Consider the following 12,759-nt stretch of genomic DNA (forward strand, 5'->3'; position numbering starts at 1 on the left):
CAGCCTGTGCGGAAAGCATCGCGCAAAAAAGTCCCCGGACAGATTCTCATCTGTCCGGGGACATGTCGTTCAACGATTGAGGCGTCCTGCCCGGCAGCGGCGCAGATCCTGAACACGGAAGGCTCAGGCCGCGTTTACGCCCTCCGCCCCAGGGCCTTCACGCCGCCGGAGAGCGCCCTGGAGGAACTCCCGCCGCCCTGCATGGTTCCGATCAGCCCCTGGAGCACCACGGCCTGCTGGGCCAGCTGGCTCACGGCCTGGGCCGCCTGGTTCATGGCCTGGGAAGTTTCGGAAGAGATGGTGCTCACCTCTTCGATGGAGCGGTTGATCTCCTCGCTGGCAGCGGACTGCTGCTCGGAGGCCGCCGCGATGGAGCGCACCTGGTCGGCCGCCGAGTCCACCATGGTGACGATCTGCGCCAGGGCCTCGCCGGACCTGGTGGCCAGGGCGGTGGCGTCGCCGATGGTGCGCACCGCGCGCTCCACGTTGCCGATGTTGGTCCTTGTGCCCTGCTGGATGCCGGTGATGGCGTCCCCGACCTCCTTGGTGGCGGTCATGGTCTTTTCCGCGAGCTTTCTCACCTCGTCGGCCACCACGGCGAAGCCTCGCCCGGCCTCGCCCGCGCGGGCGGCCTCGATGGCCGCGTTCAGGGCCAGCAGGTTGGTCTGGTCCGCGATGTCCGAAATAACGTTCATGATCTGCCCGATGCCCTCGGCCTGCGCGCCAAGCGTTCCCATCTCCCGTTTGAGCTCCAGCGCCTGGCTCTCCACCTCGTGGATGCCCTTCACCACGTCGCCGACCACCTTCGAGCCTTCCTCGGCCTTGTGCTTGGCGGTCTCGGAGGACTGTGCGGCCTGGGAGGCGTTGCGCGCCACTTCCAGCACCGTGGCGTTCATCTCCTCCATGGCCGTGGCGGTCTCGGCCACCCGCTGGGCCTGGTTCTCCGCTCCCCGGCTGGACTGCTCCACCTGCGCGGACAGTTCTTCGGACGCGCTCGTGAGCACTTCGGACACCTGTTGGAGTTCAGCCGCCACCCGGAGCATGCTCTCCATGGCCTCGTCGGTGCGCTTGCGCGACTCCTCGGCCTCGGCCATGGCGACGTTGGCGTTCTCGGCTTGGCGGGCGGCCTCCTCGGACTTGTGGTTGGCCTCGGCGATCTTCTCCTTCAGACTTTCCACCATGGTGTTCAGGCTGACGGCCAGCTCGCCGATCTCGTCCTTCTGATCTATATGCAGGGTCTTGCTGTAGTCGCCGCCGGCCACGGTCCTGGCGAAAGCGACGCCCTGGCGCACCGGACCGGTGATGGCCCTGGTGATGAGCAGCGCGATGATCACGCCCAGAATGATGGCGCATACCAGCCCGGCGATCATCATGGTCTCTGCTGATTCGAGATCGTGGTCGGATTTGTCGGCCAGTTGCCCCACCTGGTTCATGCCGGCCTGGGCGATCTGCTTGGCAATCTCCGAAATCTCCAGGCCCGAAGCCTGGCGCTTCTTGTTCAGCTCGACCTTGGCTTTCGTATTGGCGATCTGCTTGTCCACCATGGCTTTATACAGCCCCATGGCGGCCTTTATGTCGTCCAGGGCCTTCTGGTTGACCGCCTGATGGGTGATCGCCCGAAGCTTCAGGAGCTCTGATTCGACTTGTGAAAAATGGGCTTTTGCGGCCTCGTAGAGCTTCAGGTCGTCGCTGACGTCCCCGGTCAGCACCTTGATACGGATGTCGGCGACGGTTTCCACCAGATCGGTGATCAGGCTGAGCTTCTGATGGCGCTCGAGCATCTCTTCCTTGCTCGCCCCCTTGGCGATCTCGGAACGCATGCTGTCGTCCTGGCTTTTCTGGTACTGCGCGACCAGCGCGAGGGCGGTGGTCGCGTCCTTGATGCGCTCGGCCCTGTCCTTGACCTCGCCGTCAAGAAGCGTCTTGGTGTCGGCGGCCAGTTTCTCGTACTCGGCGAACTTCGTTAACCCGGCAGCCACGCCGTCACGAAGCTTCACCAAGCGGGGATACTTTTCGGCCAGGGTCTTGGCCTCGGCCAGATACTTACGTATCTCGGCCATCTCTTTGCGGGCTTCCTCGAAAAACGTGTTGTCCGAGGTGTACGAGTAGCCGCGCATGGCGCTCACGGCCTGAAGAACGTGGCGCTCCAGGTTGTTGGCGATGCCAACTTCAGGAACGTACTCGCTCTTCATGTGCTCCGCACTCTGCTGGGCACTCCCCATGTTCACGATTGCCATGATTCCGAGCACGCATGCCAGGGCCAGCACGAGCCCGAATCCGACGCCGATCTTGACGCCAAGACGCATATTCTTCATCTTTCATCCCCTTTGAAAGATTGACCAAAACAACAAACATGCCAGCCCCCGCCCGCATGATTGTTGCCGCATGTGTAGCAAAACCAGGACGTTGTCGCCCCTTCCAATCCAAGAACAAACCCAGATGAAATGAATATAGACTGCATCACGATTCAACTTTTGATGTCAAGTTGTAACACTCTCATTTCATGATATTAATCTATTGTGAATGCGCCTGCGTCCCCGGTGTCTACCGTGGAAAACGGTTACGGATACATGGCCTGAATCGCCTCCTGACCGCGCAGCAGGACCTCTGGGGGAGGCACGCGAAATCAATGACGGAGCGTTTCCAGGGCAAAGACAGAGGCGACGTGGAGATTTATGCCTACAGTCTCACCAGCAAACGCCGAACTTTCTTCAAAAGGCAGGGAATCCCCACCTTGCGACTTTACCGAACCTGAACTGCCGTGCTACTGCGAATCTATACGATATAAATACCAATACAATGCTCAAACAAATACCTCTGAACCAACTCCAGGTGGGAATGTTCGTAGAGGCGTACGGCGACGGCACCCTGGCCAACCCGCTCTGCCATCCGCGCGATTACGTCCACTCCCAGACCCAGATCGACCAGTTCAAGGCGCTCGGCATAACGTCTCTCACAATTGATGCCGCCAAGTCGTCGCTCCAGCCCCCCAAAGCCCCGAATCATCCTTTCAGCCGACAGGACCGCGAGGCCGCCCGCAAGGCGTACTCATCCTGCCTGAACCACGCCATGGACGTGATGCAGAAGGTCCGCCAGGGCTTCACTGTGGACTTCACCCAATCCTTTGACGCGGTGGACACCCTGATGACCGGTGTGGAGGAAAACCCGGCGCACATGGTGCTCCTGAGCAAGCTCCACCACTACGACGACTACACCTTCCGCCACAGCCTGAACGTGTCCCTTCTGGCTCTGATCTTCGGCAAGTACCTGGGGATGGGGCAGCAGGAACTGCGCAGGCTGGCTTTCTCGGGGCTCTATCACGACGTGGGCAAGTTCAAGATACCCCTGGAAATACTGAATAAGCCCGGGCGGCTCTCCGAGCGCGAGTTCGAGGTGATGAAGCACCACAGCCTCATCGGCTACGAGTTGTTGAAAGGCCATCCGGGCATCAGCGAGGACATCCTGCTGGGCGTGCTGCACCACCACGAGCGCTCCGACGGCAAAGGCTACCCCAGGCAGCTCACCGTGGAGGAGAAGGACCCCTTCTCACGCATCCTGACCATCGTGGACATCTTCGACGCGCTCACCAGCGACCGCGCCTACAAGAAGGCCTTCACCCCGCACGAATCCCTCAAGGCCATGTTCTCCTGGCGTAACGAGAGCTTCCATCCGGGGCTTCTGGAGAAGTTCGTGGAGTGCTTCGGGATCTATCCGCCGGGGTCGTTCGTGCGGCTCACGGACCAGACCTGCGGCGTGGTGGTGGAGGCCCGGCCAGAGAGCCCGGCGCGCCCGCTGGTGAAGGTGTCCTTCTCCAGGAAGCTCGTCCCGCAACTGCCGGTCATGCTGGATCTCTCGGACACGCCCACGTCAGCCCGGGGCGGCGTGGACATCGAGAGTTGCCTGGACCCCCGCTCCCTGAGCATCCCTGTCGAACGCTTTATATAGACTCATGTAAATTATTTCGAATCGCTCGTTTCACTCCGGCGTACCCTTGCGAAAACAACTCGCCCATGCGACATGTCGCAGGAGGCGATGCGGAGCAGTACTGTCCCATGCGCTGAACCTATTAGCCGCATAGGAGGTCATCATGCTCTTTGTGACCAACAGGGTGTTCCACGAAGGCCAACACACCGTCCCCGGCAGGTCCGTCACCTTCGACCTGGACGACAACAACGCTCTCCAGTCGATCTTCTTCTGCTCCCGCACTGATCCGCCGGCCTTCGATGCCTCCGGGACCCCCGTGTACAAGGAGATCGGGTCCACGGCGTTCCTGAACAAGCTGCGCGCTTCCAAGGCGGACCAGATTTTGTTCTACATCCATGGCTTCAGCAATCTCCCCGAAGAGGATATTTTCCCTCGCGTCAAACAGTTGGGCAAGGCCTGCGAGGAATCGGGCCTCAAGATGGAAATAGTCCCCATCATCTGGCCCTGCGACAACGACTCCGGCATCATCAAGGACTACTACGACGACCAGGTCGCCGCCGACGCCAGCAGCACCGCCTTTTCCAGGGCGCTCTCCAAGTTCCTGGCCTGGCAGGAGAAGGGCGGCGACGACGCCCCCTGCCTGAAGCGGATCAACGTGCTGAGCCACTCCATGGGCAACCGGGTGCTGCGGGGGGCGCTGCTGGACTGGGCCATGTCGCTCTCCGGAAGGATTCCCTTCGTCTTCCGCAACATCTTCATGGCTGCCGCCGACGTGGTGAACGAGACGCTCCAGAAGGACAAGGACGGCGTCTTCATCTGCCAGAGCTCCAGAAACGTGGTGGTGTATTACGCCTCGGACGACCTGGCCCTGCGTTCCAGCAAGATCGCAAACGTCAGGAACTCCATCGCCTCGCGGCGGCTTGGCCACACCGGCCCCGAGGACATGGCCGGTGTTCCCGACAACGTGTTCGCCATCGACTGCGACGACGTGAACACGCTCTACGACATGCCCAAGGGGCACTCCTACTTCATTGAGCCGGGCCGTGAGCGCGGCGGCGCGGTGTTCCGCCACATCGTGGCATGCCTGCGGACCGGGCGTGTCCCGGCTGACGAGTTTCGACGCCTCATCATCGAGGACGACTCTTTCCTGTAGCCGGACAATCTCCCACAAACAGCAAAGGCCGCCTCCGCGAATGCGCGGGGGCGGCCTTGTCATTACCGGGAGCTACTCGTTGAGAGAGCCGGGGGCAACGCCTACTGCCCGTCCTCCGGCGCCTCGCCTTCGGGCTCGAATCCGTCCTTGCCGTTGCCTGGGGCCACAAGGGTGATCCCCTTCACGCGGTTCAGCATGATGCGCCCCGGCCCGACCTCGGGATAGATCTCGCCAAGGCGCAGCGTGGTGACCACGGCCTTGCCGACCACCTTGCGCCCCTCCGTGCCGTCGGGCTCCAGGGTGCGCATGCCCCACACGTTGTGGAAGGCTATGGGATGCCCTTTGTACTGGCCGATATAAAGCAGGATGTGCCCAGGCATCCAGATGAGGGTGGCGTAGGGCACGCCGTTTTTCAGGATGACCTGTTCCTTCTCCTCGGGCGTCATGCCCTCAAGGGATATGAAGGAGCCGGACTTGGCCTGGGCGGCCGAGTTGCGGGGCAGCCACAGCCCGAACGGGGCCAGCAGGTCGCGGGTGGCGGCCGAGCAGTCGCGCTTGCCGTCCAGGCCGCCCCAGCCGTAGGCCTGGCCCATCATCTGGTTGGCGGTGCGCGCCACGTTGACCGGGGTGGCCGTAAGCGGCATGAGCGCCGCCTGCCCCTGGGTCAGCCAGACCGGGCGCGTTTCGGCGCGTCCGCCAACCCCAAGGGCCGGGACCATGATCTTTAGGCGGACGCCGTCGGAGTCCTCCACGGGCAGAACGGTCCCCACGCCAGCCCGTAGGCCCTTGCCGGGTCCGGGCAGCAGCGGCACGTCCTCTGCGACGAAGGCCGCGAACGGGCGCGAGTGGTACTGGGCGATGAAGGCGTCGTCCACGTAGGCCAGCTCGTCGGTGCGCACCCAGCCCGGCGCGATGGCGGTCTCCACCAGCGCCCAGGCTCCGTCGCGGCTCACGTGGTCCACCAGCATGGGGGTTCCCAGCCACAGGGCGGAAACCTGGAGGATGTCGAACGGATAGCCCTGCCCCGGCTTGCCGGGGGTGCCGAAACGGTTGTCCATGGTCGGGATGGCGCGCAGGTTGGTGTTGGCCACCGCGATGGCCGGACGGCGTGCATTGGCGAAATAGCGCAGGTTGGCGTTCTGGACGATCCGGTCGGCCCAGGCCTTGGTGCGCGGCTGGCCGGATTCGTCGTAGCCCAGGTTCCTGGAATACGCGGACAGGGAACGCATGGCGCTCTTGCGGGCGTACGCGCCGTTTCCTCCGCCGCGCCAGGGCGCGAAGAGGCGCTCCAGATAGACCTCTGAACGCAACTTGGCGGCTTCGGCTGAAAGTAAGGGTTGCTCTGCTTTTGCCTTGTCGATATACGCCGCTGCGTCCTGCGGCAGCTCCCGAAGATCATCCAGCGGTTTTTTGGCCTCGCCCCATTTGGCCTTGGGCTGAAAGGCTATATCCGGGGTTTTGGGGCTACAGGCTCCCAGGACCAAAACCAGGGACAGAACGGCAAAATATGCGGGGCGCAAGAACTGTGGCGTAAACATGGTGCTCCTCTGCGGGAATCGTTCCCGCCTGGGAGTGCCTCCTTGATGCCCCGAGGTCAAGGGTCTGCCAGGAAAAAGGCCCAAAAGCCCCATCTTCAGGGAGCGTCGCCGCCCTGACGCACCGGCTGCAGCGCACCAATCTCCTTTGCATTCCAAACAGTATATGGGTAGTGTAAATAAATATTTCGGAGCATGCCTTCAGCCAGTCTCCTTCCGGATTGGCCGCTTCCCCCGCCGTTTCGCGCCGTAACGTCTTTTGAGGCTTCCCCACTGAACGGAATGTACGTTTGAGTCGTCGTTGCAAACAATGACGCCTCAAGCGGCGATTATATATACCACCATAAGGATGGACTCTCCATGAAACTCAATATTCAAAGCAAGTTGCTTCTCCCTACCATCGCCATCGTCATCATAAGCATCGGGCTTGCCAGTGTGTTCTCCTACCGCAAGGCGGCCGAGGAGATCTGGACCGAACTCCAGAGTGCGTCCCGCAATGTGGCGGACAGCGTCAGCAAAGGCATGACCATGTTCGTGGAGGACATTCGCGGCGCGGTGGTCATGCAGAGCCAGAACCGGGCCTTGCAGGAATTCCTGGCCGCCCCCGCAGCGGACGAGGCGCTTAAGACGGCGGGCGTCAAGGCGTTGAAGGAACTCGGCAACTTCGAGGAATCCATCCAGGGCGTGAACCTCCTGAACACCAAGGGTGAAACCGTCCTCAGCAGCGAGTCCGACTCCGCCACCGGAGGCAGCCTGGCCGACCGGGACTATTTCAAACAGGCCATGTCCGGAAAGGCCAGCATCTCCGAGCCGCTCATCAGCCGCGTCACGGGAAAACCCGTGTTCATCGTGGCCGCGCCTGTGAAATCCGGGGACAAGGTGCTGGGCGTGATATACGCGCGCGTGGATCTGGCCAAGTTCACCGCAGACATGATCACACCGGTGAAAATCGGCCAGACCGGTTACGCCTTCATGACCACCAGGGCCGGACTGGTCTTCAGCCATCCCGACAATGCGCTCATCATGAAGTACAACGTCAGCGAGACCGACTGGGGCAAGAAGATGCTGTCCCAGGACAAGGGCGTGGTGGAGTACGAGTTCAACGGCGTGCCCAAATCGGCCATCTTCATACGGGAGAAGACCACCGGATGGACCGTGGCCGTCACCGTCAACAGCGAGGACATCGCCAGGGCCTCCGGCGCGGTGCGCAACACCACCCTGCTCTTCGGCGGCGTCGGCATCATCCTGGTGAACCTGGTGATCTTTCTTATCGTGCGCAGCATCGTCAAGGATCTCAAGTCCAACGTGGCCTTTGCCGAAGCCGTTGCCGAGGGCGACCTGAACCGTAAGCTCGTCACGGATCGCCAGGACGAACTGGGCACGCTGTCCGACTCGCTGCGGGTCATGGTGGACAAACTCAAGGAGATGATAAAGACCTCCGAGGCCAAGACCCGCGAGGCTGAACACCAGACCGAACTGGCCCGCAAGGCCACGCAGGAGGCCGAAGAGGCCAAGCAGCAGGCCGAGCGCGCCAAGACCGAGGGCATGCTCGCGGCGGCGGCCAGCCTGGAAGGCGTGGTGGCCATCGTGTCCACGGCCTCGGAAGAGCTGACCGCCCAGGTGAACGAAGCCAGCCGGGGCTCGCAGGAGCAGGCGGTGCGCACCGACGAGGCCGCCACCGCCATGGAAGAGATGAACGCCACCGTCCTCGAGGTGGCCAGGAACTCCTCCCAGGCGGCCGACACCGCCATGGAGGCCAAGAACAAGGCCGAGGACGGGGCTGGCGTTGTCGGCAAGGTGGTCGAGGGAATCGGGCACGTGATGAACCAGGCCCTCTCCCTGAAGGCCGACATGGACAACCTGGGTAAGCAGGCCCAGGGCATAAGCCAGGTCATGACCGTCATCAACGACATCGCGGACCAGACCAACCTGCTGGCGCTGAACGCCGCCATCGAGGCTGCCCGGGCCGGCGACGCCGGACGCGGCTTCGCCGTGGTGGCCGACGAGGTGCGAAAGCTCGCCGAGAAGACCATGCAGGCCACCCGCGAAGTGGGCGCGGCCATCGAGGGCATCCAGACCGGCGCGAAGTTGAACATCCAGAACGTGGAGACCTCGGCCCGCCTCATCGAGGAGGCCACCCGCATGGCCAACCAGTCCGGCGAGGCGCTTGGGAACATCGTCGAACTGGTGGAACGCGTGGCCGACCAGGTGCGCTCCATCGCCACAGCAGCTGAAGAGCAGTCTGCCGCCAGCGAAGAGATCAACCGTTCCATCGACGACGTGAACCGCATCTCCACCATCACCTCCGAGGCCATGCGGCAATCGGCCGCAGCCGTGGAGGAGATGGCCGGACAGGCGCAGATCCTGGGCAATCTTATCGAGGAGCTGAAATCGGGGGACGCAGGACAGAAGGCGCTGCGTTAAGAGGCCTGGACTGTCAGACGACGTGAATCGGGCAGGATTGACCGATAGGCCCAAGCGCCTGCCAGGAAACGAGACCTGATCGAAACGGCCCGCGAGCGCCCCGGATGCAATGCCGGGGCGCTCGCGGGCCGAAATCATTTACACGAGAGTGGTGGAGGACGTCACGGCCCGCAGGCGGCCAGCCAGGGTGCTCAGTTCCGCCAGGGAGCTGGCGGATTCGTCCATGCCCCTGGCCGTGTTGAGCGACACCTCGTTGACGTCGTCCAGGGCCTTGCTGATGTGTTCGCTCACTGCGGACTGCTCTTCGGCTGCGGCGGCGATGGTCTGCACCTGTCCGGCGGTGTTCTCCACCAGCCCGACAATCCTGTGCAGCGTCTCGCCGGAGCGGCCCGAGAGCTCCGTCGCTTCGTCCACGGTTCGCGCGGCCTGTTCGGTGACGCCCTGGTTCCTGCGGGTCTCTTCCTGGATGGCGGTGATCACCTGGGTGACCTCGCCGGTGGCCTGCATGGTCTTCTCGGCGAGCTTTCGCACTTCGTCGGCCACCACGGCGAAGCCGCGACCGGCGTCGCCGGCCCGGGCGGCCTCGATGGCCGCGTTCAGCGCCAGCAGGTTGGTCTGGTCCGCGATGTCAGAGATGACGGTCAGGATTCGTCCGATGTCCTGGGCTCGCTGCCCGAGGCCCGCCATGTTGGCGCGCAGCTGTTCGGTCTGGTTCCTGACTTCATGGATCACCTCCGTGGCCTTGCGCACCATGGCCTCGCCCTCGCGGGCGGTGTCCCTGGCCTCCTGGGCCTGGGTGGCCGCAGCCTGGGCGCTCCTGGCCACGTCATGGGCGGCTGAGGTCATCTGGGACATGGAGGCCATGGTCTCCTCCACGCGGCGCTGCTGCACGCCAGCCCCTCCGTTCACTTCTTCCACCTGCCGGGCGATAACGCTCAGAGACCCTGTGATCTCTCCCGAGACGGCGGTGATCTCCTGGTTCACGGCGCGAAGCTTGGCCAGATGGTCCTCCAGCTCGTCCTCGCGGTCCACCACGGCGGTGATGTCCTGGGCGAGCTCCAGATACCCCAGCAGGTGTCCTTCGGCGTCGGTGATGGACTGCACGTAGGGCTTTATCACCACCCTCTTGCCGTCCTTGCTGCACTGGATGCGGGTGTCCTCCGCCACCGGGATGCCCCTCTTGCCCATGTCGATGGGGCAGTTTCCGGTGCGGCAGACTCCGGTCTTGAAGATGTCGCTGCACGAGACGCCCATGAGCTCATTCTGCGGACGCCCGGCAAACACGGCGGTGGCCTTGTTGGCCATCTTGACGCGCATGTCCTCGCCCACCACGAACAGCGGGTCGGGCACGGAATCCAGCACGGCCTGGTTGAGTGCGATCAGGCGCGAAAGCTTGACCATGAGCTGGTTGAACCAGCTGGCCAGGCTCGCCATCTCGTCCCTGGAATCCTCGGGGAGCTTGGCGGTGAGGTCCGCCTTGTCCTCGGTGATGTCCTTGATCTTCTGCACCATCAGCTCCATGGGGCGGGCCACGTAGCGCGCGAAGGCTAGGCTCGCGATGATGGTAGGCACGGTCAGAAGCGCCAGCAGCAGCCCGGCCAGGGTGTACTTGGCCCGGTCGATCAGGCCGCTCTCCGCCGAGGTGTCGATGGCCGCAACCATGACGCCGGTCTGCGCGCCCTTGTAGTCCTTGATGGGGAACGCGCCCAGGGCCACGTCGCCGTGCCGGGCCATGGCCAGGCCCTTCTGGCCCTCAGCCAGAAACTGGGAGGTCACAAGCTTCAGGGCCTCCTTCTCCTTGAGCCCGGACACCAGCACGAATTTGTTGTCCATCACGGGGTTCTTGGCCGGGTCGCGTAGCGAGGCGGTAATGTTCAGGAACTCGGAGTTCATGAACAGCAAAAGCCGCGTGCCGCTGCCGGACGCCCCTTGCAGGATGGGGTCGAAGTCCGTGAGGATTTCCACGGAGCCGAGCTGCTTGCCTGCCGCGTTCTTCACCGGAGCCACGCCACGGATGGCAAACCCGCCCTCGCCGAGCTCGATGCCCATCACCGCCTTGCCGGAGCGGTTCACGTCCAGGACCGTGGGGCGGAATTTTGAAATGTCGTCGGAGACGTCCAGCTTCTGGCCGTCGCGCGTCACCTGCTTGTCGCGCCACAGGCGCACCAGGCTGCGGGCGTTGGGGAGGTGGTAGTGCAGCTGGACCTTGCGCCCGCCCATGTTGTCGGAGAAGCCCTTGAGCGCCCCGGCCAGCTCGGCGCGGATGCGTTCGCGGGCGCGCTGCGCGGCGGGGTCCTTCTCGTCGGAGATGTTTCCGGAGAGGGCTTCCTCGAAGGCGTCGGTCACCCCCTGCATCTGGGAGAAGAGAACCGCCTGCTCCAGGGCCAGACGGGAGACGTTGGCAATGGCGCTCTCCACCTCTCCGGCTTTGCCTCCGACAATCTGGGAGACGAATTTCTCCTCCACTTCCTCCAGGGAGCTCCTGAGCATCCAGAGGCACGCGCCACCCAGGATCACGATAGTCGCGACAAAGGGCATGAACATCTTATTGCGTATTCCCATCACTCCCCCACAGTAAATAGACAGGACAGATACTAAACATTACCATTTCGCATTCGTAACGATATCGGGGCCATCCCGGCAACGGAGGGAAACAGGCAGAGACCATCTCTCCAATCCCCCGGCACGCCTACGAGTTTCCCTAATCCATTAAAATAGTGCATTATATACGGCGTCGCCACGTACAGGCCGACGCCTAGCCCGAAAACGACATAGCCTTTGTTCTTTATCAATATTTGCGTATCGACGCATCCAGCGGGAAACATTTCACAATATTAATTTTCCAAAGCATTCAGCCTACTTCGATGAAACGTCGTAACAAATGCCCACTGGATGAGATCAGCCGGTCACGGAAATGCCGAATTGATGACGTTTTACCCCGAATGAGGCCAGGAGAAGCCGGGGGCAAGGCGGGAGCCCCGAGAAAGAGGTCAGCGCAGCATGTCGCGACACGTCGCGCACGGTGAAGGGGTCAGGGAGCGGGCGCTTGCTGGCGTGGACGCCATTGCCCGGGGGAGACATGCGCCATCAAGGCGACCCGCCTCGCACCGGCTGGAGCCGCAGGTCCTTGTCCGGTCGCATGGGCCGGGTTGCGCGATCATGGCAAGCGCTGTCGCGAAGAAGGGGCGGACGTTTTCAAACTCGTCCGCCCTCGTTCCGGCCTGAGGGGTCAGGAAAAATCGTCGAAAACCGAGTCGTCCGCCGGGTCGTGGACTCCCCGATAATATTCCACCACGATCAGTTCCTCCAGGGCCTCGAAACGATGCCCCAGGCCGGGCAGAATGGTCACCTTGTCCCCGGCTCCCACTTCGGTGCGCCCGCGCGCGCCCAATGCGGGGTCCGTCCAGAGGAGCACCCCGCGCCCGCGCAGCACGTAGAAATGCTCGGTTTTGGTGCGGTGGATATGCCCGCCACGGTAAAACCCTGGCCCAGGCAGCAGCGTGAAGCAGGCCAGATGGTTGAACTCCGGCCCGTCCTCGATCAGGGCCAGCTCGCCGCGCTCCTGAAGGATGCGCCGGGTGGGCAGGCGCTGATCCGTCACCGGGGCCTGAACCACGAGAAGCTTGTCGGTATGCACTTCATGTCTCCTCTGCACTACGTTCCCGGTCATGGACTGCGTGCGCCATGAACCGCCATACGCTCGCCGCGCCATCCGTCCGGAAC

The 12,759-nt window shown here is 63.0% G+C and carries 7 protein-coding genes; 3 read left to right on the forward strand and 4 right to left on the reverse strand.

All coding sequences use genetic code 11. From position 1 onward, the window contains the following. Positions 1-134: 134 nt before the first annotated feature. On the reverse strand, positions 135-2,315 hold the full coding sequence (locus tag G453_RS0114560) for a HAMP domain-containing methyl-accepting chemotaxis protein (RefSeq protein WP_027191648.1): 2,181 nt from the start codon (positions 2,313-2,315) through the stop codon (positions 135-137). Between the two features lie 484 nt (positions 2,316-2,799). On the opposite strand from G453_RS0114560, the gene G453_RS24270 reads away from it, so the two are divergent. Both G453_RS24270 and G453_RS0114570 read left to right on the forward strand, forming a co-directional pair. Then, on the forward strand, positions 2,800-3,945 hold the full coding sequence (locus tag G453_RS24270; protein WP_268870786.1) for an HD-GYP domain-containing protein: 1,146 nt from the start codon (positions 2,800-2,802) through the stop codon (positions 3,943-3,945). A gap of 142 nt (positions 3,946-4,087) precedes the next feature. Beyond that, on the forward strand, positions 4,088-5,077 hold the full coding sequence (locus G453_RS0114570) for an alpha/beta hydrolase (protein WP_027191649.1): 990 nt from the start codon (positions 4,088-4,090) through the stop codon (positions 5,075-5,077). Between the two features lie 101 nt (positions 5,078-5,178). On the opposite strand, the gene G453_RS24275 is transcribed toward G453_RS0114570, so the two are convergent. Next, positions 5,179-6,615 carry an SH3 domain-containing C40 family peptidase gene (locus tag G453_RS24275; RefSeq protein WP_051272459.1) on the reverse strand — a complete coding sequence of 479 codons (1,437 nt, stop codon included), beginning with the start codon at positions 6,613-6,615 and terminating at the stop codon, positions 5,179-5,181. A gap of 357 nt (positions 6,616-6,972) precedes the next feature. On the opposite strand from G453_RS24275, the gene G453_RS0114580 reads away from it, so the two are divergent. Continuing rightward, a complete protein-coding gene (locus tag G453_RS0114580) occupies positions 6,973-9,036 on the forward strand; it encodes a methyl-accepting chemotaxis protein (protein ID WP_027191650.1) in 2,064 nt (687 codons plus the stop codon). Between the two features lie 138 nt (positions 9,037-9,174). Here G453_RS0114580 and G453_RS0114585 read toward each other — a convergent pair whose 3' ends face one another. Further along, complete coding sequence (locus G453_RS0114585; RefSeq protein WP_027191651.1) at positions 9,175-11,598, reverse strand: methyl-accepting chemotaxis protein; 2,424 nt, start codon at positions 11,596-11,598, stop codon at positions 9,175-9,177. A gap of 667 nt (positions 11,599-12,265) precedes the next feature. Beyond that, positions 12,266-12,673, reverse strand: a complete 408-nt coding sequence (locus tag G453_RS0114590) for a cupin domain-containing protein (protein WP_027191652.1) — start codon at positions 12,671-12,673, stop codon at positions 12,266-12,268. Between the last annotated feature and the right edge of the window lie 86 nt (positions 12,674-12,759).

Source organism: Fundidesulfovibrio putealis DSM 16056, from assembly GCF_000429325.1.
Classification (GTDB): Bacteria; Desulfobacterota; Desulfovibrionia; order Desulfovibrionales; family Desulfovibrionaceae; genus Fundidesulfovibrio; species Fundidesulfovibrio putealis.

Excerpts from the sequence above, each read along its gene's own strand:
- G453_RS24275 (WP_051272459.1), bottom strand. The coding sequence starts at position 6,615 with ATGTTTACGCCACAGTTCTTGCGCCCCGCATATTTTGCCGTTCTGTCC.
- G453_RS24270 (WP_268870786.1), top strand. The coding sequence starts at position 2,800 with ATGCTCAAACAAATACCTCTGAACCAACTCCAGGTGGGAATGTTCGTA.
- G453_RS0114570 (WP_027191649.1), top strand. The coding sequence starts at position 4,088 with ATGCTCTTTGTGACCAACAGGGTGTTCCACGAAGGCCAACACACCGTC.
- G453_RS0114585 (WP_027191651.1), bottom strand. The coding sequence starts at position 11,598 with ATGGGAATACGCAATAAGATGTTCATGCCCTTTGTCGCGACTATCGTG.
- G453_RS0114580 (WP_027191650.1), top strand. The coding sequence starts at position 6,973 with ATGAAACTCAATATTCAAAGCAAGTTGCTTCTCCCTACCATCGCCATC.
- G453_RS0114560 (WP_027191648.1), bottom strand. The coding sequence starts at position 2,315 with ATGAAGAATATGCGTCTTGGCGTCAAGATCGGCGTCGGATTCGGGCTC.